This window comes from Micromonospora sp. DT44 (genome assembly GCF_049841635.1).
Lineage (GTDB): Bacteria > Actinomycetota > Actinomycetes > Mycobacteriales > Micromonosporaceae > Micromonospora.
The window spans coordinates 98,172-122,479 of record NZ_JBNCKS010000008.1; the positions used below are offsets into that span (position 1 = coordinate 98,172).

Sequence of the window (24,308 nt, forward strand, 5' to 3'; positions counted from 1 at the left end):
GATGCGGCACGATGTCCGCCAGGTACGCGAGAACAGAGGTGGGGATGGCACGGTTCACGCGAGCCGGGGCGGTGGTGGGCGCTCTGACTCTGGCGGCGTCGCTGGCACTGACCGGGTGCGGCGACGAGCAGAAGAAACCGGAATTCGTCGGCGGGACGTCGGCGGATGCGGGTACCGCACCCGACTCGGCCGCGCCGTCGACGAGCGGCGAGCCCAGCGCGCCCAGTGGGCCGGCGCTGGCGCTGAGCCCGGCCGACGGCACGAAGAACAAGCCCGTGAGTACGGAGATCAGCGCCAAGCTGCCGAGCGGCGGGAAGGTGTCCGCGGTCACCCTGACCGCGGCCGGCGGCGCGACCGTGGAGGGCAAGCTCCGCGCCGACGGTTCGGCGTGGGTGCCGTCCGCGCCCCTGAAGTGGGGGACGAAGTACACGGCCACGGTGACGGCGAGCACGCCGGATGGCACGAGCAGCCAGGGCACCAGTTCCTTCACCACGATGGCCAAGCCGAAGTCGACAATCGGGTCCGGCCTGTACCTCTTCGACGACAAGAGCTACGGCATCGCGATGCCGGTGGTGACCGAGTTCCACCCGGGCATCCCCAAGAAGGACCGGGCGGCGGTGCAGAAGCGGATGTTCGTCAAGACCGACCCGCCGCAGCCGGGGGCCTGGCACTGGGTCGACAACGGCACGCAGGCGTACTACCGGGCGCCGGAGTACTGGAAGCCGGGCACCACCATCAGCGTCCGGATCGCGTTGGCCGGGGTACCGCTGAGCAACGGCAGGTACGGCGACATCGACCGCAAGGCCACCGCTAAGATCGGTCGGTCGTTGGTGATGAAGGTCGACAACGCCACGAAGAAGATGTCGGTGTACGAGAACGGCGCGCTGACGCGCACCATCCCGGTGAGCCTGGGTAAGAAGAGCACCCCGTCGTCCAGCGGCACGATGGTCGTGATGGAGAAGAAGGAAGCCACGGTCTTCGACACCCGTGACGATCCCGATCCGGCCAACCGCTACGTCACCGACATCCAGTTCGCCCAGCGGCTCACCTGGGGCGGCGAGTACATCCACGCCGCGCCCTGGTCGGAGCACGTGCAGGGACGGCAGAACGTCTCGCACGGCTGCGTGAACGTGTCGACGGCCAACGCCAAGTGGCTGTTCGAGAAGACCCGGATCGGTGACCCGATCACGATCAAGGGCACCGAGCGCAAGATCGCCGCCGGCAACGGCTGGACGGCGTGGAGTCTGAGCTGGTCGGAGTTCATCAAGGGCAGCGCGCTGCCGGTGCCCAAGGGTGGATCCGGCGCGGCGCTCTGAGCGTCCGGCGTCGTCGCGCCGACCCTGCCAATGGCACGGGTCGGCGCGTACCCTTGCACTGCCCGCGACGTGACGACGGCGGCGGCGGCGGAGACCCTTCGGCTTCGGCAGGAAGACGAACCTCAATCACGAAACGCCGGATAGTAACAAAAATCCGACATCGTGTACGGCGTGTTCCTGCCCACCCTCGGCAACCAGGACCGGTTCTGACACGTCTCTAAGAGACGATGGGTCAGCGACCACGACTGTGAGGACATCATGCGAGCTAGCCAGGACCAGCTGATCCGGCCCCGCGGACGACGCCGCGTGCTCGCGGCGGGGCTCCTCGCCGTGGCGTTGGCCTTCACCGCCGCCTGCACCGACGGCAACGGCGACGGTGGCAAGCCGTCCTCGTGGCAGGGCGGGGCCGAAACCCCCGCGCCCAAGGCGTCGGCGACCATCGCCGAACCGGCGGCCGACGCCAAGGACGTCCCCGCCTCCACCGGCATCACCTTCACCACGAAGGACGCCCAGGAGACCGCCGTCGAGCTCAAGGACGCGGCCGGCAAGGCGGTCAAGGGGACCCTCGCGGCGGACGGCAAGTCGTGGTTGCCGAGCGAGGCGCTGGAATACGGCACCGCCTACACCGCCACGGTCACGGCCACCGGCGACGACGGTCGGCCGGCCACCGCCACCAGCACCTTCACCACGATGGCCAAACCCGACAAGCAGATCCGGGTGAGCAGCTTCCTCGGCGACAACCAGCAGGTCGGTGTCGGGATGCCGCTGATCGTGAAGTTCAGCCGGGACGTCCCCGAGGACTACCGCGACGACGTGCAGCGCCGCATGACGGTGACCTCGACGCCGGCCCAGCCGGGCATCTGGCACTGGGTCAGCCCGACCGAGGTCCGGTACCGGCCGAAGGAGTTCTGGAAGGCGAACAGCAAGGTCTCGTACCGCGTCCAGGCGGGTGGCCTGCCGATGGGCGACGGCTACTACGGCCGTGCCGACCTGTCGGTGGACATCAAGATCGGCCCGAAGTTGCTGATGACGGTGGACAACAAGACCAAGCGGATGACGGTGACCCGCGACGGCAAGGTGATCAAGACGATCCCGGTCAGCCTGGGCAAGAAGAGCACCCCCTCGTCCAGCGGCACCATGGTCGTCATCGAGAAGCTCCGCAAGACCGTCTTCGACACGTTCGAGGAGCTGGGCCCTGAGGACGGCTACCGCACCAAGATTGACTTCGCGCAGCGCCTCACCTGGGGCGGCGAGTTCATCCACGCGGCCCCCTGGTCCGAGGGCCAGCAGGGCAGCGTCAACGTCTCGCACGGCTGCGTGAACGTGTCGATGGCGAACGGCGACTGGCTGTTCAAGAACACCGAGGTCGGTGACCCGATCACCGTCAAGGGAACCGAGCGCAAGCTTCAGAACGGCAACGGCTGGACGGACTGGAACATGAGCTGGGACGAGTACGTCAAGGGCAGTGCCCTGCCGTACGACCCGGACGCCCCGGCGGCCCCGGACGCCGCCAGCACCCCGTCGCCCACGCCGACCGCCTGATCCAGACCGACACCGGCTTCGAGGAATCCGGGGTGTCCCCTCAGCGGGGACACCCCGGATTCCTCGAAGCGGAGTGATCAACCCCTGCGACGACTCAGGCCCCCTCCGAGGAGGGGGCCTGAGTATTGGGGTGACTGATGGGAATTGAACCCACGACAACCGGGACCACAACCCGGTGCTCTGCCAACTGAGCTACAGCCACCATGCCTCCGACACTCGGTCTGTCGCCCCGGGCGTCGTGCGGACCAATAATAGCCCCACCACCGCGCACGGCGTCCAGCGGGTTCCCCGCCGGCCGAGCGGCGCCGGATCAGAGCTCGGCGGCGATGCTCTTGGCGGTCTCGACGTCCGGGCCGGGCAGCGGCACGAAGATGGTGCGCCGGTAATACTCCAGCTCGCGGATGCTCTCGCGGATGTCGGCGAGCGCCCGGTGCGCCAGGCCCTTCTGCGGCTGACCGAAGTACACGCGGGGGTACCAGCGGCGGCAGAGTTCCTTGATCGACGACACGTCGATCATGCGGTAGTGCAGGTGCGCGTCGAGGCGGGGCATGTCCCGGGCGATGAAGCCGCGGTCGGTGGCGATCGAGTTGCCGCACAGCGGCGCGGTACGCGGGTCCTTCACGAAGGTCCTCACGTACTCCAGCACCCGGTCCTCGGCCTCGGCCAGGGTGACCGCCGACCGACGGACCTCCTCGGTGAGGCCGGACTTGGCGTGCATCGTCTGGACGATCTCCGGCATCGCCTCCAGCGCCGCCTCGTCGGCGTGGATCACCACGTCGACACCATCACCGAGCACGTTGAGGTCAGGGTCGGTGACCAGCGCCGCGACCTCGATCAGCTTGTCACTGCCGAGGTCCAACCCGGTCATCTCACAGTCGATCCAGACGAGGAGGTCAGCCACCGGGACAGCCTACGCGCAGCCCACGCCCCGCTGCTGCGCGCTCCGGAGGGGGTGGACCGCTAGGGTTTCTCAAGTGCCAGCCGAACCCATCGCACCGCCCGCCGTCACCGACGACGACCCCGGTGGCCGTACGGTCCGTCGGCTGGTCGCGATCGTGGCGCTGGTCGCCGTGCTACCGGCGCTCTACCTGCGCAATCTGGTGCACAACTTCTTCGATCTGAAGATCTACATGTCGGCCATGGACTGGTGGACGTCCGGTCACCCGCTCTACGACTACGTCCAGCCGGACCGGGTGCAGGGTGAGTTGTACTTCACGTACCCGCCGTTCAGCGCCCTGTTGTTGTGGCCGTTCGGACTGCTCCGGCTCGGCGTGACCGTGACGATCTTCACGGTGCTCACGGTGGCGGCGGTGGTGCTGACCACCCGGTGGCTGGTGATGCCCGTGATCGCCCGGCATGGCCTGCCCCGCACGTTCACCGTGACGGCCGCCGTGCTGCTGGTGCTGGCCGTGGAGATCACCCGCGAGACGATCACCCTCGGGCAGATCAACATGCTGCTGGTCGTGCTGATCCTGGCGGACCTGCTGTTCGCCGTACCGCAGGCGCGGCGCTGGGCCGGGGTCGGTGTGGGGCTGGCGACGGCGCTCAAGCTCTTCCCGGGCATCTTCATCGTGTACCTGCTGGCCACCCGCCGGTGGCGGGCCGCCGCGGTGGCGAGCGTGACGGCGGCGGCGGCGACCCTGCTGGCGGCGGCGGTCGCCCCCGGGGACTCCTGGCGGTTCTGGACGCAGGAGCTGTGGAACACCGACCGGGTCGGACGCACCGACTATGTCGGCAACCAGTCGGTCTTCGGTCTGCTGAGCCGGTTCACCGCGCCGGAGAAGCCGGACCGGTTGCTGTGGTTGGTGATCGTGGCGGCGGTGGCCGGCTACGGGCTATGGCGGGCTGCCCGGGCCGCGCGGGCCGGTGACGCGTTGACCGGCCTGACCCTGACCGGTCTGGTCGGTGCTCTGATCAGCCCGATCACCTGGACCCACCACATCTACTGGTTCGTGCCGGCGGTGGTGCTGCTCGCCGACGCCGCGCTCAGCGCGAAACGCCCGGACGAGGCACGCCGGCGGTGGTGGTCCGCCGCGCTCGCCGTGGGCACCACCGCCGTGATCGTCTACGGCGTGGTGACGTTCCAGAAATGGGGTACGGCGCCGGTCCGCACCCATGATCCGGTCGACTTCGTCCTGCAGAACCCCTACGTCCTGCTCAGCCTGCTGTTGCTGGTGGCTCTGCCGGTGCGCGCGTACCGCCCGGTCCGCGTAGAGGAAAATTCGCGCCAAATAGACACAAGTCCCCAGTAATGTCCATCGCCGCTAATCTGGACCCATCTAACTCAAGCGTCGCTCGGGTAGCACCGCTCCCCCGGTGAGAGTGGCCCTTCGCGTCGGCAGCGCGAAGGGCCACTTGCCACGTCAGTCCTCCGGCGTCGGCCGGGCCGGCTCCGCGCCGATCGCCGACCGGGACCACTCGGACGTGCCGGAGCCGACCGGCGCGAGCTGTCGCACGGCCGGCACCGACCTGACGGCATGGGGATCGCGGGCGCCCAGGCCGCTGAGCGACGTGACCCCGAGCCGGCCGGCGAGGACCGACACCTGGTCCGGTTCGACCACGAAGACCACCTCACGCGGACGCGGTGGGCGCAGCAGGAGCAGCACCGCGCACGCCACCATCAGCACCCCCGCCACCAGCAGTCCCCAGGCGACCGGGCCAACCCAGCCCGCCCGCAGCTCGGCGCGCAGATCCAGCGTCAGGTCGGCACGGCCGTCCGGGCGCATCACCACCAGGCTCATCGGCTCGCCCGTGAGGTCGTCGGCGCTCCACTCGATGGTGCCGATGCCCTCGCGTACCCAGAACGGAAGGCCCAGCGGCGGGCGGACCGCATCAGCGGCCGGGGCCACGGGTGGGACCGCGGCCTCCGTACGGACCGGCAGCGGACCCCGGGCCAGCGCCACCCGGCGGACCGAGGCGTACGGCACGGACTCCAGCCAGTGGCGCACCTCGGCGGTCGGCGCGAGCCCCACGAACGCCGGGCCGTCGGGCGTCCGGGCGTCGAGCCGCACACGGGTCTGCGTGCCGCGCGCGAAGGGCGCCTCCCGCCGCAGCAGCCGGTCCAGGTCGGTGACCACGACCGCGTGGCCCGGTGTGCGGACGGTTTCGAACCGGGCGGCGTAGGCCCCACCGGGATCGGCGTGCCGGGCGACCAGCCACAGCCCGCCGCCGGCGAGCAGCGCCGGAATCCCGATGACCAACAGCAGCATTCCGGCGATCGCCCGCACGAACCGCATTCGCACTGTCCCCCTCCGTAGCCAGATACCCGGCCGACCTTACCGACGTACGCCCGCTGATCAGGGGATATCCACCGCACGCCCGCTCCCGGTCCCGGGACGCACGCTGGCCCGCCGGATTTTCCGGCGGGCCAGCGGGTGAGCGACGGGATCAGGACTTGGCGGCCGGCTCCCGACGGGTCCGGGCGAACGCGAACCCACCCAGCACCAGGCCGGCCAGGCCGGTGACGAGGCCGGCGACGCCAAGACCGATCGCGGCGCCCACGTTCTCGTCGTCGTCATCGTCCTTGTCGGCGACGGCCACGGCGGACGGCGCGGCGGCCGAGGCCGACGGCGCGGCAGCCGTGAGGGTGAGCACCGGGGCGGGCTTGTCCGGCTCCTCGCCACCCGGCTGCGGCTCGTCGATCCAGCGCGACACGTTGCCGTCGGAGTAGGTCTGGAGGGTCTTGAAGACCATCTTGTCGAACTGCGGCAGCGGCCCCATCGAGACCCCGAACTCCTGGAACTGCCCCGGCTTGACCGCGGCGTCACCCGTGGCCGTCCAGGTGATCTTCGAGACCGCCTCGGTGAGCTGGCTGCCGTGCACCTCGATCGGCGGCTCCACCTTGCGCTTCTCGGTGGCCACCGTCCAGCCGGGCACCGGGATGGTCGACACCGAGCCGACCGGGGCGTTCTCCGGCAGCACCACCTCGAGCTTGGTGGTCGAGGCGGTGTCGCTCTCGTTCGGCACCCGGAACGCCACCCGGGCGTAGCCGCCCTGGGTCGCCTCCTTCGGGTTCACCGTGACGTGGGCGGAGGCCGGCCCGGCGAAGCCGAGCACGGCGGTGGCGACGGCGGTCAGCGCCAGGGCGGCAGCGGCGGATGCGGTACGCCGGAGTCGGGTCATGGGTGTCGTGGACCTCTCTAACGGATGGGCACGGTGGCGGTCACCGTGGCCTGGTCGATGTCGGTCGTGCGAGCGGTGATCTTCAACTGCCACTCGCCGGCGGCCGGCAGGCTGATGTCGCCGTACGCGTGGTTGTCGGTCAACGGCAGCAGCGGCACGTCGATCGGCTCGATACCGGCCGACGGCAGCGCGGCGGTAGCCCGCCACTCCACCACCGGCAGCGGCAGGTTGTCCTTGCTGTAGGCGTACAGGTGCACCGAGTTGTTGCCCCGCTCGGCCGGGCTCAACTCGACCTGCATCGAGAAGAGCGAGCTGTTCAGGGTGGTGGAGAAGAGGCCGGCCGAGACGCCCGAGGAGTCGGCCGCCGCCGTACGGGCGGGCGGGGTCTGCACCAGGGTCGCGGTCACGGCCAGCACCACGGCGGTGACGGCCAACTCCACCAGGACCGCCCGGCGCACCGGCACCGGTCGCTGCGCGGCCACCCGCCGACGGACCAACTGCCGGGAGTACGCGGCCACGGCGATCACGATCGCGAACAGCCCGATCTTGGCGAGCAGCAGCCGCCCGTAGGTGGTGCTGAACAGCGCGTCGAGGGTCGCCACCTCGATCAACGCCTGCACGGTGCCGGCCAGCAGCAGGGCCGAGACGGCGAGCGCCGCCCAGCGCGACCAGATGGGCAGGATCGCGCTCAACTCGCGCTCGTCGGCCTGGCGCAGCAGGAAGACCGCGAGCATGAGCAGGCCGCCCAACCAGACCGCCATGCTGCCCAGGTGGACCGCGTCGACCACCACGGACACCGCCGGCGCCGGGGAGGCCGCCGGGTGCCCGGCCAGCGGCCAGGTCAGCAGGGCCGCCCCGCCGAGCACCGCCAGGATGATCGCGTCGGTACGGCCGGCCGGACGTTCCAGCAGCGGCCGTAGCAGGAACGCCGCCGCGGCCAGCAGGCCGAGCCGGACCAGGTGGGCCGCGCCGAAGGTACTGCCGAAGACGCTGCCGAACCCGGCGCCGGTCACGTCGAAGAGGCCACCACCGGCGGTGTAGGGCACCTGCAACCACAGGTCGGCGAGAGTGGCCAACGCCGTCAGGCCGAGACCGGCCCAGGCCAGCCGGGCGGGCCCTCGACGCGAGAGCCGCCGCGGCCAGAGCGCGGCGAGCACCAGGACCGACCCGACCAGCAGCACCAGCCCGGCGTACCCGAGGAACCGGGCCACCTTCACGGCGGTGCCCACCACCGGGTTGGCGCGGCTGTCGTTGCCGGAGTCAACCGGCGGCGTCGAGGGCGCGCCGACCGAGTAGGTGAACGCGCCGGAGACCGGGTGGCTGTCGGCGGAGATCACCCGGAAGCTCACCAGGTAGGTGCCACGCCCGGCGGCCGGATCCACCGGAATGGTCACCACCGAGCCCGCGAACGACGGCTCACCCCGGTCGGCCCGGGAGCCGTCCGGAGCGATCACCCGGACCTTGTCGGGGACCTTGCGGACCGACTCGCTGAAGGTGAGCACCACCTCGGATGGGCCGTTCGGCACCACTGAGGAGGCGGCCGGGCTGCTGCTGGACAGCACCGCGTGGGCGCTGGCCGGGATGGCTGGCGCGATCAACAGGGCGACGACGGTGACCAGGAGGCCGGCGGCGGCGGCCAACCGGGCGGCCCAGCGGCGGGGGGCGACAGTCATGCCTGCCATGGTCGCCGACCCCAGTGGATCTCGGCGAACCGAGTCGGGCGAACGGCTCAATTCCGCTCAGCCGCCATCGCCGCGCGGGAGAGGTCGCGTGTCATGAGCAGGTAGTCGGTTGACGACGGGGAAAAGTTCCCGACGTGTCGCAGACCATCCAAGGGCCGAAGGACCCTGACGCCACGCCCGACGCCGCGTAACCTGGTTTGTCGTGATCCCCGTCCCGCGCGACACCGGCCCCGCCGGCCCCACCGGTCCGTCCGGTGACGCCGGCCCGGACCCGGCAACCGAGTCGGCCCTGATCGCGCGCGACGGCGACCCCACCGCCCAGGCGGTGTTCGTGCGGTTGACCCAGGCCGAGGTCTGGCGCTTCACCGCCGCCCTGGTCGGCCCGGACAACGCCGACGACCTCGCCCAGGAGACGTACCTGCGGGCGTTCAAGGCCCTGCCAGCGTTCGAGGGCCGGTCCAGCGCCCGCACCTGGCTGCTCGGCATCGCCCGGCGCGCCTGCGCCGACCACCTGCGCACGGTGATCCGCCGACGTCGCCTCGACGAGCGGCTGGTCGCGAACGCCCACATCGACCGTCCGCACCCCGACCACGCCGGGCAGCTCGGCGCCGACGACCTCGTTCGGCGGCTGAGCCCCGAGCGACGGGCGGCGTTCGTGCTCACCCAACTGCTCGGTCTCTCGTACGCCGAGGCCGCCACCGTCGAGGGAGTGCCCGTGGGCACCATCCGGTCCCGGGTCGCCCGAGCCCGCGACGAGCTGGTCACGGCGGTCGACGACGCCCGCACCGGCTGAGCCGGGAACTTCCGGCTGAGACGGGACGACAAATGAGCGTGACTGCACCCCCCACGCGGTTCGGCCGTTGGGCGGCTGTCCGGCCCTGGCTCGGCACGGCGGCCCGCCTCGGCCTCGCCGCCGTCTGGCTCGTCGCCGGGGCGTCGAAGGTCGGCGACCTGGCCGCCTCGGGTCGGGCCGTGAACGCGTACCAGGTGCTGCCGTACGACGCCGCCACGGTAATCGGGGCGGCGCTGCCCTTCGTCGAGCTGGCCCTGGGCGTGCTCCTGCTGCTCGGGCTGGCCACCCGGCTCACCGCGGCGATCTCGGCCGCGCTGCTGCTGGTCTTCATCGCGGGGATCTCCTCGGCCTGGGCGCGTGGCCTGGCCATCGACTGCGGCTGCTTCGGCAGCGGCGGCCAGCTCGCCGAGGGGCAGGCCCCGAGTTACCTCCCGGAGATCCTGCGGGACCTGGGATTCTTGGTACTGGCCGGATTTCTGGTGATCTGGCCGCGTACGCCCGTATCAGTGGACGGGTGGCTGTCCGCCGAACCCGCCGTGGAGGACGAGGATGAGTAGTCGTAAGGGTCAGCGGGACGCGGCCCGGGTGGTCCGCGAGCAACTGGCCCGCGAACGACGCAGTCGCCGCACGATCTGGGTGTCCGCCGCCGCCGTCGCCGTACTGGTCATCGCCGGCCTGATCGGCTGGGGCGTCTGGTCCAGCCAACGCTCGGACAGCTTCACCACGCCGCCCGGCGCCAACGGGCCCGGCACCGGCATCGTGACCGGCGGCGGGCCGGTCACCGTCGACGTCTACGAGGACTTCCTCTGCCCGGTCTGCAACCAGTTCGAGCAGAGCAGCGGCGCGACGTTGGAGCAGTTGGCGTCCGAGAACAAGGCGAAGGTGGTGTACCACCCGGTCGCCTTCCTCAACCGCTTCTCCAGCACCGAGTACTCCACCCGCTCGTCGGCCGCGTCCGGCTGCGCGGCGGCCGGCGGCAAGTTCCGCGAGTACGCCAAGGCGCTCTTCGCCAAGCAGCCGCCCGAGGGCAGCGCCGGGCTCAGCGACGACGAACTGATCGACATCGGCGTCGGCGTGGGACTGGACCAGGGCTCGTTCGGCGGCTGCGTGAAGGACGGCACGTACAAGACGTGGTCCGAGCACGTCACCGAGGAGGCCAGCCGCAGCGACGTCACCGGCACGCCCACCATCCTCGTCAACGGTCAGCCACTCGCCGACCGCACCCCGCAGGGCCTCACGGCAGCCGTGGCGGCGGCCGGCAAGTGATCCGTACCGTCCTGGCGCGCGCCGGCCTGATCGCCGCCGCCGCGTGCGCGGCGACGCTGCTCGGCGCGGTGCCCGCCGCCGCACACGGCGCGGACGCCCCGGACGGCACCGACTACCGCGCCCGCGTCACCGGGGTCACGCCGGCCCGGCCCGGTCTGACGGTACGGGTCATCGAGGCGGGCGCACGCCTGGAACTGACCAACCGCACCGGCCGGGCGGTCGAGGTGATCGGCTACTCCGGCGAGCCGTACCTGCGGATCGGTCCCGACGGTGTCTTCGAGAACACCCGCTCCCCCGCCACGTACCTGAACCGCACCCTCGCCGGTGACACCGCGCTTCCGGCCGACGCCGACCCGGCCGCCCCACCGTCCTGGCGGCGGGTCGACGACGGGGCCACGGTGCGCTGGCACGACCAGCGCGCGCTGTGGCAGGAGTCGACGCCACCGGCGCAGGTCCTCGCCGCCCCGGAGCGCGAGCACCGCGTCCGGGACTGGACGGTGCCGCTGCGCGACGGCACCGACCCGCTGACGATCGGCGGCACCCTGGACTGGGTGCCGCCGCCGGACGCGTACACCTGGTGGGCGGTGAGCATCGTCGGCCTCCTCGCGGTGGGCGCGCTCGGCCTGTTCGCCGCCGCCTCCACCGCCGGCGCGCGGGCGCTGGCCGTACTCGGCGCGTTGCTCGTCGTCGGCGGTGCGGTCGCGGTCGCCTATCCGGTGGGACGGGAGATCGACGCGGGCGCCCAGGGGGTCGGCGGGGTGCTGTCCGGGCTGCTGTCCGGGCAGATCTGGTCGCTGCTCACCGGCCTCGGCGCGGTCGCCGCCGGCTGGTACGCGCTGCGCCGCCGCCCGGCAGCCGACTTCGCGGTGGCGCTGGCCGGGGCGTGCCTGGCGCTCTTCGCCGGGGTGTCGAACGCCGCCGTGTTCGCCCGGTCCGTCGCCCCGGTGCCCTGGTCGCCCGGGGTCGCCCGGGTCATGGTGGCGGCGTTCCTGATCACCGGCGTCGGCGCAACAGCCGCCGGCGTCCTACGCCTACACGCGGCCTCCCGGGCCGCCGCCCTCACCCCCACCCCCTGACCTACCGCGATCTTGCAGTTTCTGTCGCCGAAGTACCGGCATTCGCGGCATTTGCCGGGACGGCAAGTGCAAGATCGCGGGACAGGGGTGCGGGGGTCAGAGGGGCGGGGTGAAGCCGTACGGGAGCTCCAGGCGGTGCTTCGCCAGCAGTGGGGCGTCACCGAGCAGCGTGCGGGTTGGGGCGTCCGCTGCGATCCGGCCGCCGTCCAGGATCACCGAGCGCTCGCACAGCTCCGCCGCGTAGGGCAGGTCGTGGGTGACCATCAGCAGGGTCACCGGCAGGCCCCGCAGGATCTCGGCCAGCTCACGGCGGGCCGCCGGGTCCAGGTTCGACGACGGCTCGTCCAGCACCAGGATCTCCGGGTGCATGGCCAGCACGGTCGCCACCGCCACCCGGCGGCGCTGCCCGAACGAGAGGTGCTGAGGGGCTCGGGCGCGGTGCTCGCTCATCCCCACGGCGGCCAGCGCCTCGTCGACCCGGGCCGCCAACTCCGCCCCACGCAACCCCAGGTTGGCGGGCCCGAACGCGACATCCTCCGCCACCGTGGGCAGGAAGAGCTGGTCGTCCGGGTCCTGAAAGACGATGCCCACCCGGCGGCGTACCTCGGCCAGCGTCGCCCGGTCCGGAGTGACCGACAGGCCGCCCACGCTCACACTGCCCTCGGCCGGGGTGAGAATGCCGTTGAGGTGCAGCACCAGCGTGGTCTTGCCGGCGCCGTTGGGCCCGAGCAGCGCCACCCGGTCGCCGCGCGGCACCGCCAGGTCCACGCCGTGCAGCGCCACGTGCCCGTCCGGGTACGCGTACCGGAGGCCACGAACGTCCAGCGAGAGGGCGGTCTGCACGACCCCGATCATGTCAGCACGACGGCGGTCGCGGCGATGGAGGCCGCCACCACCGGCACGGTCGCCGCGACCAGCCACTGACCGGCGGTCGCGGCACCGTCGCCCTGCCACACGGCGGGCATCCGCCCGGTGTAGCCCCGCGACAGCATCGCCAGGTAGACCCGCTCACCGCGTTCGAAGGCGCGCAGGAACAGCGCGCCGATGCCGGCGGCGAAGCCACGTAGCTGCCACAGGAAGCGCGGGTCGTCGCCCCGCGAGATGCGCGCCACCCGCATCCGCCGCGCCTCGCCCACCAACACGTCGAGGTAGCGCAGCATGAACGTGGCGATCTGCGTGAGGATCTGCGGGCAGTGCAACCGGTCCAGCCCGACGATCAGGTCCCGGGTGGTGGTGGTCGCGGCCAGCAGCAGCGACGCGAGGACGCCGAGGGTGCCCTTGGCAAGGATGTTCCACGCGCCGTGCAGGCCGTCCTCGGACAGTCGCAGACCCAGCACCTCGACCCGCTCGCCCGCGCCGAGGAACGGCAGCGCGACCGCGAACAGCACGAACGGCACCTCGATCAACGCGCGGCTGAGCAGCCAGCGCGGCCCCACCCGGGCCAGCGCCGCCACCAGCGCCACCAGCAGGGCGTACGCCCCGAAGGCCCAGAACGCCGCACGCGGGGTGGCCACCACGGCGATCGTGAAGACCACCATCGCCACGATCTTGACCTCGGGTGGGAGCCGGTGCACCGGCGAGGCCGACTCGCGGTACAGCACGTGCCCGTGACCGGCGCCCATCGCGTACCCCCTGCTCAGTCGCTTGTGCCGGTGCGGCCGTGCCCGGCGGTGACCGCCGCGCCCTCGGCGGACGTGCCCTCGTCGCCAGTGGCCGGCGCGGTGTCCCGGCGGCGCAGCAACCAGAAGCCGCCGAGGCCGATCGCGAAGGTCACCAACACGCCGAGCACCCCGGAGAGACCGGTCGAGAGGAAGCTGTTCTCCACGCCCCGCACGCCGTAGTTTGCCAGCGGGCTGTCGCCCAGCTCGTGGTCCTTGGCCTGCTGCGCCGGGCAGCTGCCGCCGACGATGTTGTCGTCGGCGTCAACGGTGCAGCCCTTGAGCAGGGAGGAGTCCAGCCCGTCCGGGTGCGACGAGGCGTAGTTGCTCACGACGCCGGCGAGCAACAGGGCGACCAGCAGGCCACCGGCCAGAAAGGCCCAGGAACGGATCTTCACCGGACACCTCCGGTGACCGGGACGGCGGGGGCGGTGGTCGGGGTACGAAGGGACCGCAGCGCGTACACCAGGTCGGGGCGGACCTTCGCGACGGTGAGCACGGTGGTCGCGGTGATCAGACCCTCGCCGATGCCGATCAGCACGTGGACGCCGGCCATCGTGCCGGCCAGGCCGGCCAGGTTGTTGCCCAGGTCGGTGGTGCCGCCCAGCCAGTACTCCACGACGAAGCCCTGGGACGCGACCACCACGCTGACCAGAGCCGCGACGAACGCGGTCACCGCCAGGCCCGCCCGCGTGCGGGGCAGCACCCGCAGCAGCACCGAGATCAACAGGTACGCGGCGGCGGTGCCGAGCAGCGCCATGTTGGTGATGTTGAGGCCGAGCATCGCCACCCCACCGTCACCGAAGATCAGGGCCTGTACGACAAGGACCACGGCCACGCAGAGCGCACCGACCCACGGGCCGACCAGCATCGCGGCGAGCGCACCACCGAGCAGGTGACCGCTCACACCCGCCGTGACGATCGGAAAGTTGAGCATCTGCACGGCGAAGATGAACGCCGCCACCAGGCCGGCCATCGGGGCGAGCCGGTCGTCCAGGTCCCGCCGGCCACGCAGGACGCAGTAGGTGAGCGCGACGAGCGCGAGCGCAGCGAAGATCGCTGCCACGGGACCGTCGATGATCCCGTTCGAGATGTGCATCGCCAGTGTTTCCACGCGACCTCCCACGCGTCGGCGGACCCGTCCGGACCCGGCGGGGATCAGCCTATTTCCTACGACTTGTTGTTGCCAGACTCTGGCAACAACGCATGGCCTTGATCACTTCGGTCGACCCCGCTTTCCCTGATGTCGGGGTGTCCACGGCTCGGGAACACCCCGCTTTCCAGGAAGGCGAGCCGGCGGGCGCCGCCCACGCCGACACCGGCACGCCCGGCGGTAGGGTCGGGGCCATGACCGCGCCCGATCGTCTCTCCCCCGGTGACCCCGCGCCCGAGTGGACCCTGCCCACCGACACCGGCGACCAGCTCTCCCTGGCCGGCCTCCGGGGCCGCAAGGTCGTCCTGTACGCCTACCCGGCCGCGATGACCCCCGGCTGCACCAAGCAGGCCTGCGACTTCCGCGACTCACTCGCCTCGCTCCAAGTAGCCGGCTACGAGGTGGTCGGCATCTCCCCCGACAAGCCGGAGAAACTGGCCAAGTTCCGCGACCGCGACGCCATCACGTTCCCGCTGGTGTCGGACGTGGACAAAACGGTGCTCACCGCGTACGGCGCGTACGGCGAGAAGCAGCTGTACGGCAAGACCGTCACCGGCGTGATCCGCTCCACGTTCGTCATCGACGGCGACGGCAAGATCGAACGGGCGCTCTACAACGTCAAGGCCACCGGGCACGTCGCCAAGCTCCGCCGCGACCTCGGGCTCGACTGAGACTGTCCCACCGGACCGCTACCGTCCGTCAATGGTCCGATACAAATACACACCGGAGCTGCTCGCCGAGGCGGCCGCCGCCGCTCGCAACATCACCGAGGTGATGCGGGTGCTCGGCGTACGCGTCAGCGGCGGCTCGCACGCGCACATCAGCCGGCAGTTGAAGAAGTTCGGCATCGACACGTCACACTTCACAGGCCAGGCGCACAACCGCAGCGCACGGCGGACGACATCAGCACAGTTGTTGATTCAACTGCCGCAGGGATCTCGGCGGACGCCCGGCGTGCGCTTGAAGTGGGCCCTTGCGGAACTCGGCGTGCCGCAAGAATGCGAAGCATGCGGGACAGGACCTATCTGGCACGGCGCGCCACTGACCCTGCACGTGGACCACATCAACGGAGACTTCCTCGACAACCGGCCGCCGAACCTCCGGCTCCTTTGCCCGAATCTGCCACAGCCAGACCGAAACCTTCGCCGGCCGACGGAACCGCGCCCGCAGTCTCGCCGCTCCGGCGTTCAGGGCGGACAGCGTCGAGGAACCCTCCACCGAGGTAGTGGGTCCCGACCGCCGGCCGCCGACGCGGCAGGAACTCCTCGACGTGTTCGGCCAGATCGCCGCGCAGCAGATCACCGCCTCGAAGGCGGCACAGCAGTTGGGCTACCAACCGGCATACCTGCACAAGGTCCGGCGACTACTGGAGCAGGAGGGCGTGTTGACGCCGCGTCCGAACCGTAGCTGGCGATCGCGGGCTCATCGAGACGCGGTGATACAGCAGGCGCTGGCCAATCCGGACGTCGGTCCGAAACGGCTCGCAGAGATCCTGCGTAACGCGCCCAACGGGACATGTCGAGTGGGTCACGGCACGGTCTCAGCCATCCTGAAGGAGGCCGGGCTCAACACCGTCGAAGCCAGACGCTCTAGACTCAGCGAGTTGGCGGGAGTGGCGTAACGGCAGCCGCGATAGGTTTAGGTCCTATTGTCCGAAAGGGCGTAGGGGTTCGAATCCCCTCTCCCGCACCAATGAACCACCACCGCGTGCGCGGGAGCTGGTTGTCGACCGCGTCACGGTCGTCTAACGCGACCCTGCTCACCAGGCAGGATGGGCGCGTGAGTGTGCGCTTCGTCCTGGATCCCGAGCTGACCCCGCGGCTGCGTGCCGAGATCGTCGCCCTCTGGGTGGACGTCAGCAACGCCGGCGGGGCGGTGGGTTTCGTCGCGCCGGTGACCGCCACCGACGTCCGTACGATCGCCGACCCGACGTTCGCGGCCGTCGCCGAAGGGCCGGACCGGCTCCTGGTCGGATACGACGGTGACCGGCCCGTCGCGGTTCTGTTCTTCTGCGACAACCGGTTCGGGCTGAAGGCGCACTGGTGTGTGCTGAAGCGGGTGATGGTCCACCCGGACACCCAGGGCACGGGCTGCGGGTCGGCGCTGATGCGCGAGGCCGCGCGGTTGGGCCGCGAGATGGGCCACGAGGCGCTGCACGTGACGGTGCGCGACGGGTTGGGGTTGGACGGGTTCTACCGCCGTCTCGGGTACCGGGAGATCGGCCGACTGCCGGGCGCGCTGCGGGTGGCGCCGGGCGACGACCGCGACGAGATCCTCATGTGGCTGGACCTGACACCGACCGACTGAGGCCGCTAGGGGAACACCGCTAACCGGTTCAGCCGCACCAGCGGGCGGTCGCCCCGGCGGGTCGCGTGGGGGGCCCGTCGGCGGCCGGGGTGGCCGGCGCGTTCGCCACGGCGACCTTGTCGGCGCGGCGGGCCGGTGTCGGCGTGCCGTTGGGTCGGGCGACCGGCGGACGGGCGGTCGTGGGCGGACGCGTGGTCGCGGTGACGACGCCGCGCTCGTACATCCGCACTACGCTCGTCTGCACCTGGCCCGGCGTCATGCGGATGCCGGACACGGTGACCCGGTGTCCGTACACGTCGCTGACCCGCACGCTGTACGGGCCGGGACCCGCGCCGGAGGCCAGCAGCCAGTAGTTGTAGTCCTGCCGGGCGGTTGCCCGCCACGGGCCGCTGGCGCCCTGGCGCACCTCGACGGCCCGCAGGGGGTTGCCGTGGTTGCCGATCCGGACGGCGAACCAGAACTGCGACGCGCCCTCCTTGATGCGGAAGGTCAGCGGGTCGGGCAGCGGCGGGTTGACGGCCGCGCGGTAGGTGACCTGGACGAGCCCCTGGACCGGGTCGGCGATCCGGGCGAACGCCTCCCGGGACAGGTCGAGGTGTCCGGGCTCGCACTCCGGGCACTGGTCCATGATCAGGACCCGGACGGTGCCCTTCGGGCCGGTGACGTCGAGGAAACCGCCGCAGGCGGCGCCCGCGGCGTACTCGGTGGGGCCGAGGGCGACGTAGAGCCGGTTGGCCGGGGCCGCCGGGTTCGAGCAGTTGCCGCCGGTGCCCTTCGAGTCGTAGAAGGTCGCCTTGCCGCTGTGGGTGGCGGTGCCGGTGGGTGGCGCGGCGGCGAGCGTCCGCCCGGCGGCGCAGGCCGGGGTGGAGCCGGACCGCAGGGCCAGGGTGAGTCCGAGGGCCGCCGCGAGCACGGTGACGCCGGTGGCGACCAGCCAGGGCACCGGGCCGGACGAGGACGCGCGCCGATCGTCGGGAGTGCGGTCCAGGTCGAGGTCGATGTCGACGTGCTTGACGGCGAGGGCGGGATCCTCGACGCCGCCGGGAGCGCTTCCGTCGGTCACGTCGCGATGCTGCCGGAACGGCGTACGGCCGGACAAGGCGGCTAAGCGAAAGCTAAGAGAGCATCGACGGACGGTGACGAGCCCAGCGCTGGACCGTCAGGGTTCGACGACGAGCGGGTCGCCGATCCGTATCGGTCCGCTGTCGACGGGCACCACGTTCAGTCCGAACAGGAGCTTCTGGCGGATGTTGCGGTAGCGGCCAAGGGTGCGCAGGGGCTCCTTGGCGCGTACCCCGGTCTCCTGGTCGGTGGTGGTGACCACGCAGCGGTCGCACGGCCCGGCGGCGCGCAGCCGCACGCCGCCGACGCGCAGCGACCGGCCCGCCCACCCGTCCTCGACCCAGGCCGGCGCGCCGTCGACGACCAGGTTGGGCCGGAACCGCGTCATCGGCACCGGCTCCTCCCCCGCGTCGGCGAGCCAGCCGTTGAGGGCGTCGAGGGAGCCGGTGCTGGTCAGCAGCAGCGGGTAGGCGTCGGCGAAGCTGACCTGGTCGCCGGTGTCGTACTCGCGATCGGCAGCGGCCAGGTGTCGCGTCGGACTGGCCAACCAGACCAACCGGACGGGACGGCCGAGGAGCGCGCCGAGCCAGGCGTCAGCGGCCGGGCCGGCGTGCAGCGCGGGGACGGAGGTCGTCCGGCTGCGGAAGGTCCGCACCCGCACCGGCTCGCCGCCGACCGGCTCCGGGACGTCGAGGTCGGGCCTCCCGTCGGCGCGCAGCACCAGGCCGCCCGGGCGCATGCTGGCACGCAGGTCGACCAGGCGGGTCGTGTCCCGCTGGGTGACGCCGACGCCGTCGGCGTCCACCACCATCCAGCGTCGGTCGCCGGCCAGGCCCCACGGCTGCACGAACGCGCCGTCGTGGTCGAGCCGGTGGCAACCCTTGACGGGGTACGTGTGGATCGAGGTCAGCCGCACCCGGTAACCATGACACGGCGACAGCGTCGCGGACGATCCTCCCACCATCGGCGGGCGTTCCTGGCCGGTCGAGGGTACGCGGGGCAGAACGTGAATCAGTAGCATCGCGGGTATGGCGCGTGCAGACCAGACCGCAGAACTCAACCTCGGGACGAACGGGGGGCCGGTCGATCCTGGGCAGCCGGACGGTGGTGAGCAGGTCACCGCGCCGCCGCCCCGACCCCGGCGGCGGTGGAAGCGGATCGTCCTGATCACCGTCGTGGTCCTGGCGTTGCTCGCCGGTGGCGGTGTGGTCGCGGGTGGTCTCTACTACCGCTCCATCAACTCCAACATCGAACGGGTGGACGCGTTCGAGGATGTGCCGGAGGAGTCGCGTCCGGCGTCCGTGGCGACCGGTGCCATGAACATCATGATCCTCGGCAGCGACTCCCGCGACACGCAGAACGCGTCGGGCTCCCGATCGGACACGATCATTCTGGCGCACCTCCCGAAGGACCGGTCCAGCGCTCAGCTCATCTCCATCCCTCGTGACACGTGGGTGAACGTGCCCAAATCCAAGGAGGGGCGCGGCGGCACCGATGCCAAAATCAATGCGGCGTACGCGTGGGGCGGCGTTCCGCTGATGGTGCAAACGGTGGAGAAGTTCACCAACGTCCGCATCGACCACGTGACAATGGTCGACTTCTCCGGCTTCAAGGAGATCGTCGACGCGCTGGGTGGCGTGGAGATCGATGTGGAGCAGAGCTTCACCTCGACCCACTCGCTGAACCCCGACGGGCGGCGCGAGTTCACCAAGGGGAGGCAGACAATGGACGGCGCGGCCGCCCTGGACTACGCCCGTGAGCGTTACGCCTTCGCCGATGGCGACTTCGCCCGGATCAAGCATCAGCAGCAGGTCATCAAGGCCATTTTGGACAAGGCGGCCTCCGGCGGCGTGCTGGCGAATCCCACCAAGCTGAACTCGTTCGTGAAGGCCACGGCCAACTCTGTCGCCGTCGACCGTTCCCTGTCCCTGGTCGATCTGGCGATGGAGCTTCGTCACCTACGGGGCGGCAACCTGGCGTTCTACACCTGCCCCACCAAGGGGACGGGAATGATCGGCAGTGAAAGCGTCGTGCTCGCGGACAAGGGCAAGGCACAACGCGTCTTCGACGCCGTTCGCCGCGACGCGGCAGCCGACATCGCGTCCGCCGCAAAGTAGGAGACAGGAATGCCGTGCCGGCTCTGGTGGTGTAACTGACGCGGTCGTAACCTGCGATCGCCCCCTGGCCTGAATTTCGCCGGGGGGCTCACGGGGGAGGATCACCATGTCGAGCCGACCGGTCATGAGTTACCCGGGTGCGAGACGGACGGAGTTCGGCGACGCGCCGCCACCGGCGCAGGCGCAGCAGCGTGACGAGAGCAGCGCTGCCGCCGAGCCGAGGGTGTCGGCAACGGTGCCCGTGCGGTCCGGTATGGACACCACGGCGGTTCTGCCGTACGCCGGGTCCCGGGCCTCGAAGCGGACGCGCTGGCTGCGGGCCTGGATGTTGACGGCACCCATCGACGGCGTCGCGCTGCTCGTTCCCCTGTTGTTGAGCCAGGACTACTGGCGGGGGACCCTGTCCAACGCGGTGCTGACGGTGGCCATCTTCGCGTCCGGCGGGCTGTATCGCGCCCGCCGGCACGTCGGCATCCTTGATGAACTGCCGAGCATCTGCGGACGGTTGCTGGCGTCCGCCGCGGTGGTGGCAATCATCGCGGCCGAACGTCACGACTCGGTGCACTACGTGGGCGGATTCATGCGCGGCGTCGCGCTCTCCGCCGGTCTGGTGATCGTCGGCCGGGCCTTCAGCAGGGCGTTCACCATCGTCGCCCGTAAGCGCCGGTGGGTGGAGCACAACACCATCATCATCGGTAGCGGGCCGGTCGGTCTGGAACTCGCCCGGCTGTTGCGGCGCTATCCGCAGTACGGGCTGCGATTCGTCGGTTGCGTCGACGTCGTCCCGAACGAGGGCGTCGGGTCCGTTCCGTTGATCGGCACTCTGAACGACCTCACAAAGCTCATCGAAATGTTGGAATGCGACGTGCTGGTCATCGCCGACCCGGATTGTTCCGAGTCGGAGCTGATGGACAACCTGTTGCGGACGGTCGATTCACGCCCCGACCTCTGGGCGGTGCCGCGTCTCTGGGGCTCGCGCTCCCTGGGTGGGTATCCCGACCACATTGGTGCGATACCGATCGTCAAGATCGGAGATACCAAACTCTCCGGGCCGCGATGGGCTGTCAAACGGGCGTCCGATGTGGTCTTCGCGGCGGTGGCGTTGCTCCTTCTCAGCCCGGTGCTGCTGCTCTGCGCGATGGCGACGTTCCTCACCGTTGGCCGGGGCATCTTCTTCTACCAGGAACGGATCGGCCGGTACGGCAGACCATTCAAGGTGATCAAGTTCCGTTCGATGCAGCCCGCCGACGAGAGCGAATCGGAGACGAACTGGTCCATCGCGCACGACCAGCGGGTGGGCGTGGTCGGTCGGTTCATGCGTCGGACGTCGCTCGACGAACTACCGCAGCTATGGAACATCCTGCGCGGCGAGATGAGCGTGGTCGGCCCCCGCCCGGAACGGCCGCATTTCGTGGAGAGGTTCTCAATCGAGTACCCCACCTATGCGATGCGCCACCGGGTACCCGTGGGGCTCACCGGCCTCGCACAGGTCAGTGGCCTGCGCGGTGACACCCCGATCTCCGACCGGGCGAGGTTCGACAACTACTACATCGAGAACTGGTCGCTGTGGCTCGACGTCAAGGTCGTGTTGCGCACCGTCGCCGAGGTGTTCCGCGGTGGGGGCCGCTGACGGTCGGCATCAGCGCATGAGCAGCGGCAGCAATTGGGCCCGGTAGCCGCCGAGGTAACGGTCCGGGTCGCCGGCCAACACGCTGGCGAGCACAGTGCCGAAGACGTCCCGGAAGTCCGTCGTCGCCTTGAGATCGCCGTCATCCAGGTCGGTCAGGCTCGGTTGCTCGCCGTAGAACCCGCCGGCCACGGCATGTCCGAGGATGAACATCGGCCCCGCCGTGCCGTGGTCGGTTCCCTCAGAGGCGTTCGCCCGGACCCGCCGGCCGAACTCGCTGTAGACCACGACGGTGACCCGTCGGCCGGCCTCGGTGCGGCCCATCCGGTCCACGAAGCCGCTCAGCGCCTCGTCGAGGTTCCTGAGCAGCGTCTCATGCCACACGCGCTCGCCCGCGTGCGTGTCGAACCCGCCGAGACTCACCGAGTAGACCCGGGTGGGCACCTGGAATTCCACGCACCGGGCAACGAGCGCCAGTTGGGCGACGAGTGCGTTGTCGCCGCCCGTGCCGGTCGCCTGGACGGCGCTCCCGCCGGAATGCCTTTGCTCGTCGGTTCCACTCGCGGCTTCCTGCACCACACGGTTCATCGTGATGAGGTCCGCGTAGCTGGCCGCTGCCCGCGCCTGCATCTCCGACTCGCCGGGCTCAGCCCGGCCGAGTGCCGAGACGACGGCAGGCGAGAAGCCCGGCGGCAGGGTGACCCCTCGGTAACTCACGCAGGCACCGATGCGGGACTTACCCACCAGCATCGGCGGTAGGGCCGGCTCGAAGCTGACGGCCGTCTCGGTGGCGGCGTTCGTCGCGTCGAGCCAGCGCCCCACCCAGCCGGTTGGAGCGGGAGTGCCCGGCGACGCGGTCTGCCAGATGTCCATCGACTTGAAGTGGCTCCGGTCCGGCTTCGGGTAGCCGACGCCACGCACGATTGCCATCTTCCGGGCGTCCCAGAGCCGTTTCATCCCCCGCAGCGCCGGGTTGAGGCCCAACGTGCCGTCGAGGTGCAGCACCTGCCCCGGCGCGTACGCCAACTCCGGCCGGGCGCTGTGGTAGGCCGGGTCCGCGTACGGGATGACCGTGTTGAGCCCGTCGTTTCCGCCGTAGAGGGTGACCAGAACGAGCGTGGGCAGGCCCTCCTGGGCATCACCGGCCCTGGTCTCCGCACCACTTTTGAGCAGTTCGTGAAAGCCCAGCACTCCCGCGCCGGCCGCCAGCGCGCCACCGCCGACAACCCCGGACGAGATGAGGAATCGCCGTCGGGTCAACGCATCCATGTCCACACATCCGCTCAGGTCACCAGGTACTCGGGACTGACCAGCCCGAGTGTCAGCTTCATCCGGTCATCTCGGGCATCGCGCAGCACGGCGTACGTCCGGTTGGTCCATCGTTCGACGCAGAGCAGTTGCGCCACAGCTTCCGGTGTCAGTGAGCCGGGCTGCACCAGGCCGACAAGCATGCTGGCGATCTTCAACCGGACCTGGGCGGCGGCCGAGGTCAGCCAGGCTGCACCTGCCGGCCACCCGCCGACGCTCGGCGGTGCCAACGGACGCTGACCCAGCGCTTCCATCGCCCAGTAGATCTGCGTGAACACCTGCTCGGTCATCGCGGCCGGCCGGACCCCCAGTTGGCGCATCGCGCCAACCAGCCACTCGACGGGTTGCAGGACCATCGTCCCGCGAGTCGCCTGGAACGCCTCGTCGGCGAAGAGCACCCGCAGCATCGCCATCGGCGCCGGGAAGGCCTCCGCCATCGCGTCGCGGATGCGCCCCGGGATGGGCTGGGTGGCCGAGGCGTACCGGTACCACAGCCGGGACGCGATGAACCGCCGGCACGTCGGTTGTTCCAGCAGGAGGTCGACGAGACTGTGTGCGTCGAAGTTCGCGGTGACGCCGAGGACCTTCTTGCGGCCGGTGTCGCGGTGCTGGGGATCGGAGACCAGCGACTCACGGTCGAGGATTACCCGCCAGCCGGTCAGTGCGCGGCCAGCCTCCTTGACGTCCTGCTCGGTGTACTGCCCGACACCGAGCATGAACAGCTCGAACAGTTCGCGGGCGAGGTTCTCGTTCGGTGCCGCCTTCTTGTTGTGCTGCCCGTCCAGCCAGTAGACCAACGCCCGGTCGAGCACCATGTGTTGGGCCAACTCGGCGAAGTCGCGCGCCCCCCGGAACGCGTGCAGTTGCCCGAGCATGAGCTGTGGGCTGCGGACCTTCGCCACCGAGGTCGCCCAGTGTCCATGCCAGAAGAAAACCAACTTCTCGACCGCCTGGTGGTCTGCCACGGTCATCCGATCGAGCCACCAGCGCGCGAGGGACACCGTCTGCTCCGTACGCCGACGGTCTCCCTCGGCCCGCTGAGCGTCCGTTGGCCGGGCCAGGCCGATGAACGGATCGGGACCCAGGTCGGGAACCCGTGCGCTGGTCGCGCCGACGTCCGGCCCGCCAGGGGCGACCATCCCCGTCAGCGTCGCCGCGTAGCCGAGTTGCCGCGCGGCGCCCACCTCCGCCGCAGTCGGGCCGAAGCCGGCCCGCCGAAGCAGAAGGACGATATCGTCGGTCATGCGTCCACACTAAGGAGTGCCACCGATGTCCGGCG

Annotated in this window: 23 protein-coding genes, 2 tRNA genes and 1 pseudogene; 13 read left to right on the forward strand and 13 right to left on the reverse strand. The window is 70.7% G+C overall.

Annotation, left to right across the window (positions count from 1 at the left end; translation table 11 throughout):
- The first annotated feature begins 44 nt into the window (after positions 1-44).
- A complete protein-coding gene (locus ACLQ25_RS06895; RefSeq protein ID WP_425730052.1) occupies positions 45-1,316 on the forward strand; it encodes an Ig-like domain-containing protein in 1,272 nt (423 codons plus the stop codon).
- 258 nt (positions 1,317-1,574) lie between these two features.
- Positions 1,575-2,858, forward strand: coding sequence for an Ig-like domain-containing protein (locus ACLQ25_RS06900; RefSeq protein WP_425730053.1), 1,284 nt, complete (start codon positions 1,575-1,577; stop codon positions 2,856-2,858).
- A 126-nt stretch (positions 2,859-2,984) separates the two neighbouring features.
- On the opposite strand, the gene ACLQ25_RS06905 is transcribed toward ACLQ25_RS06900, so the two are convergent.
- Together ACLQ25_RS06905 and orn are read right to left on the reverse strand one after the other, a co-directional pair.
- Positions 2,985-3,060: transfer RNA gene (locus ACLQ25_RS06905), tRNA-His, on the reverse strand.
- A gap of 108 nt (positions 3,061-3,168) precedes the next feature.
- Positions 3,169-3,759, reverse strand: coding sequence for an oligoribonuclease (orn, locus tag ACLQ25_RS06910; protein WP_425730054.1), 591 nt, complete (start codon positions 3,757-3,759; stop codon positions 3,169-3,171).
- Positions 3,760-3,832: 73 nt separating this feature from the next.
- On the opposite strand from orn, the gene ACLQ25_RS06915 reads away from it, so the two are divergent.
- Positions 3,833-5,110, forward strand: a complete 1,278-nt coding sequence (locus tag ACLQ25_RS06915) for a glycosyltransferase 87 family protein (RefSeq protein ID WP_425730055.1) — start codon at positions 3,833-3,835, stop codon at positions 5,108-5,110.
- 120 nt (positions 5,111-5,230) lie between these two features.
- Here the strand turns inward: ACLQ25_RS06915 and ACLQ25_RS06920 are convergent.
- The 3 genes and pseudogenes from ACLQ25_RS06920 to ACLQ25_RS06930 form a co-directional block, all read right to left on the reverse strand.
- Positions 5,231-5,566: pseudogene (locus ACLQ25_RS06920) on the reverse strand (hypothetical protein); the annotation flags it as partial.
- 679 nt (positions 5,567-6,245) lie between these two features.
- Positions 6,246-6,980 carry a YcnI family protein gene (locus ACLQ25_RS06925; protein WP_425730056.1) on the reverse strand — a complete coding sequence of 245 codons (735 nt, stop codon included), beginning with the start codon at positions 6,978-6,980 and terminating at the stop codon, positions 6,246-6,248.
- Between the two features lie 17 nt (positions 6,981-6,997).
- Positions 6,998-8,662: a copper resistance CopC/CopD family protein gene (locus ACLQ25_RS06930; RefSeq protein ID WP_425730057.1), complete on the reverse strand. Its 1,665-nt coding sequence runs from the start codon at positions 8,660-8,662 to the stop codon at positions 6,998-7,000.
- Between the two features lie 202 nt (positions 8,663-8,864).
- Between ACLQ25_RS06930 and ACLQ25_RS06935 the strand changes: the two genes are divergently transcribed.
- From ACLQ25_RS06935 to ACLQ25_RS06950, 4 genes are read left to right on the forward strand one after another with little or no spacing between them, the layout of a single operon-like run.
- Complete coding sequence (locus tag ACLQ25_RS06935) at positions 8,865-9,455, forward strand: sigma-70 family RNA polymerase sigma factor (RefSeq protein WP_425730058.1); 591 nt, start codon at positions 8,865-8,867, stop codon at positions 9,453-9,455.
- Between the two features lie 32 nt (positions 9,456-9,487).
- A complete protein-coding gene (locus ACLQ25_RS06940) occupies positions 9,488-10,012 on the forward strand; it encodes a MauE/DoxX family redox-associated membrane protein (protein WP_425730059.1) in 525 nt (174 codons plus the stop codon).
- Entirely contained in the window at positions 10,005-10,721 is a 717-nt protein-coding gene (locus ACLQ25_RS06945) for a DsbA family protein (RefSeq protein WP_425730060.1), read from the forward strand. The genes ACLQ25_RS06940 and ACLQ25_RS06945 overlap by 8 nt, the downstream gene beginning before the upstream one ends.
- Complete coding sequence (locus tag ACLQ25_RS06950) at positions 10,718-11,797, forward strand: hypothetical protein (protein ID WP_425730061.1); 1,080 nt, start codon at positions 10,718-10,720, stop codon at positions 11,795-11,797. The genes ACLQ25_RS06945 and ACLQ25_RS06950 overlap by 4 nt, the downstream gene beginning before the upstream one ends.
- A 96-nt stretch (positions 11,798-11,893) precedes the next feature.
- Here ACLQ25_RS06950 and ACLQ25_RS06955 read toward each other — a convergent pair whose 3' ends face one another.
- Genes ACLQ25_RS06955 through ACLQ25_RS06970 form a run of 4 tightly spaced genes read right to left on the reverse strand, consistent with a single transcriptional unit; the run spans position 11,894 to position 14,569 of the window.
- Positions 11,894-12,652, reverse strand: a complete 759-nt coding sequence (locus tag ACLQ25_RS06955; protein ID WP_425730062.1) for an energy-coupling factor ABC transporter ATP-binding protein — start codon at positions 12,650-12,652, stop codon at positions 11,894-11,896.
- Positions 12,649-13,419, reverse strand: coding sequence for a cobalt ECF transporter T component CbiQ (gene cbiQ, locus ACLQ25_RS06960; protein ID WP_425730063.1), 771 nt, complete (start codon positions 13,417-13,419; stop codon positions 12,649-12,651). The genes ACLQ25_RS06955 and cbiQ overlap by 4 nt, the downstream gene beginning before the upstream one ends.
- 14 nt (positions 13,420-13,433) lie before the next feature.
- Positions 13,434-13,853, reverse strand: a complete 420-nt coding sequence (locus tag ACLQ25_RS06965; RefSeq protein ID WP_425730064.1) for a PDGLE domain-containing protein — start codon at positions 13,851-13,853, stop codon at positions 13,434-13,436.
- Positions 13,850-14,569 carry an energy-coupling factor ABC transporter permease gene (locus ACLQ25_RS06970; protein WP_425730065.1) on the reverse strand — a complete coding sequence of 240 codons (720 nt, stop codon included), beginning with the start codon at positions 14,567-14,569 and terminating at the stop codon, positions 13,850-13,852. The genes ACLQ25_RS06965 and ACLQ25_RS06970 overlap by 4 nt, the downstream gene beginning before the upstream one ends.
- A 233-nt stretch (positions 14,570-14,802) precedes the next feature.
- On the opposite strand from ACLQ25_RS06970, the gene bcp reads away from it, so the two are divergent.
- The 4 genes from bcp (at position 14,803) to ACLQ25_RS06990 (ending at position 16,915) form a co-directional block, all read left to right on the forward strand.
- Positions 14,803-15,279: a thioredoxin-dependent thiol peroxidase gene (gene bcp, locus ACLQ25_RS06975; protein WP_425730066.1), complete on the forward strand. Its 477-nt coding sequence runs from the start codon at positions 14,803-14,805 to the stop codon at positions 15,277-15,279.
- A 599-nt stretch (positions 15,280-15,878) separates the two neighbouring features.
- On the forward strand, positions 15,879-16,229 hold the full coding sequence (locus ACLQ25_RS06980; RefSeq protein ID WP_425730067.1) for a hypothetical protein: 351 nt from the start codon (positions 15,879-15,881) through the stop codon (positions 16,227-16,229).
- Positions 16,215-16,300 (forward strand) — tRNA-Leu (locus ACLQ25_RS06985). Before ACLQ25_RS06980 ends, ACLQ25_RS06985 begins: the two co-directional genes overlap by 15 nt.
- Before the next feature lie 87 nt (positions 16,301-16,387).
- A complete protein-coding gene (locus tag ACLQ25_RS06990) occupies positions 16,388-16,915 on the forward strand; it encodes a GNAT family N-acetyltransferase (RefSeq protein ID WP_425730068.1) in 528 nt (175 codons plus the stop codon).
- A 28-nt stretch (positions 16,916-16,943) separates the two neighbouring features.
- On the opposite strand, the gene ACLQ25_RS06995 is transcribed toward ACLQ25_RS06990, so the two are convergent.
- Positions 16,944-17,978, reverse strand: a complete 1,035-nt coding sequence (locus tag ACLQ25_RS06995) for an expansin EXLX1 family cellulose-binding protein (RefSeq protein WP_425730069.1) — start codon at positions 17,976-17,978, stop codon at positions 16,944-16,946.
- Positions 17,979-18,074: 96 nt separating this feature from the next.
- Positions 18,075-18,893 (reverse strand): MOSC domain-containing protein, encoded by an 819-nt coding sequence (locus tag ACLQ25_RS07000; protein ID WP_425730070.1) that lies wholly within the window; start codon positions 18,891-18,893, stop codon positions 18,075-18,077.
- 112 nt (positions 18,894-19,005) lie between these two features.
- On the opposite strand from ACLQ25_RS07000, the gene ACLQ25_RS07005 reads away from it, so the two are divergent.
- Both ACLQ25_RS07005 and ACLQ25_RS07010 read left to right on the forward strand, forming a co-directional pair.
- A complete protein-coding gene (locus tag ACLQ25_RS07005) occupies positions 19,006-20,094 on the forward strand; it encodes an LCP family protein (RefSeq protein ID WP_425730071.1) in 1,089 nt (362 codons plus the stop codon).
- 106 nt (positions 20,095-20,200) lie between these two features.
- On the forward strand, positions 20,201-21,724 hold the full coding sequence (locus tag ACLQ25_RS07010; RefSeq protein WP_425730072.1) for a sugar transferase: 1,524 nt from the start codon (positions 20,201-20,203) through the stop codon (positions 21,722-21,724).
- A 9-nt stretch (positions 21,725-21,733) separates the two neighbouring features.
- Here the strand turns inward: ACLQ25_RS07010 and ACLQ25_RS07015 are convergent, their stop codons facing one another.
- Complete coding sequence (locus ACLQ25_RS07015) at positions 21,734-22,990, reverse strand: DUF1501 domain-containing protein (protein ID WP_425730073.1); 1,257 nt, start codon at positions 22,988-22,990, stop codon at positions 21,734-21,736.
- Positions 22,991-23,004: 14 nt separating this feature from the next.
- Entirely contained in the window at positions 23,005-24,273 is a 1,269-nt protein-coding gene (locus ACLQ25_RS07020) for a DUF1800 domain-containing protein (protein WP_425730074.1), read from the reverse strand.
- Between the last annotated feature and the right edge of the window lie 35 nt (positions 24,274-24,308).